The sequence below is a fragment of the Vallitalea sediminicola genome (genome assembly GCF_054408565.1).
The window spans coordinates 1-270 of record NZ_BTPT01000252.1; the positions used below are offsets into that span (position 1 = coordinate 1).

The window sequence follows — 270 nt, forward strand, 5'->3', positions numbered from 1 at the left end:
TTAAAGAAAGTACTAAATATACCTGAATTTGTGACACCACTTGGCATAGTTTATATAGGTTATTCTGCAGAAGAGAAAGAACCAAGAACGAGATATAATGAGAAAAGAGTATATTGGCAGGAATATGAACCTAATCGTAAGCACAGGTCAAAGGATAAGCCACAAATAGGACATTATTAAACTTACGGGACGGCTACTGGTAACTTCCGTCTTTTTCCATCATTTAAATTATTTGGAGGTATACATATGGGAGAGCATATTGGGTTACTT

At 35.2% G+C, this 270-nt stretch carries 1 pseudogene; it reads left to right on the plus strand.

Annotated elements, in window-relative coordinates:
- Window positions 1-180, plus strand: a pseudogene (locus ACX6CF_RS26635) (nitroreductase family protein); the annotation flags it as partial.
- Window positions 181-270: the final 90 nt, after the last annotated feature.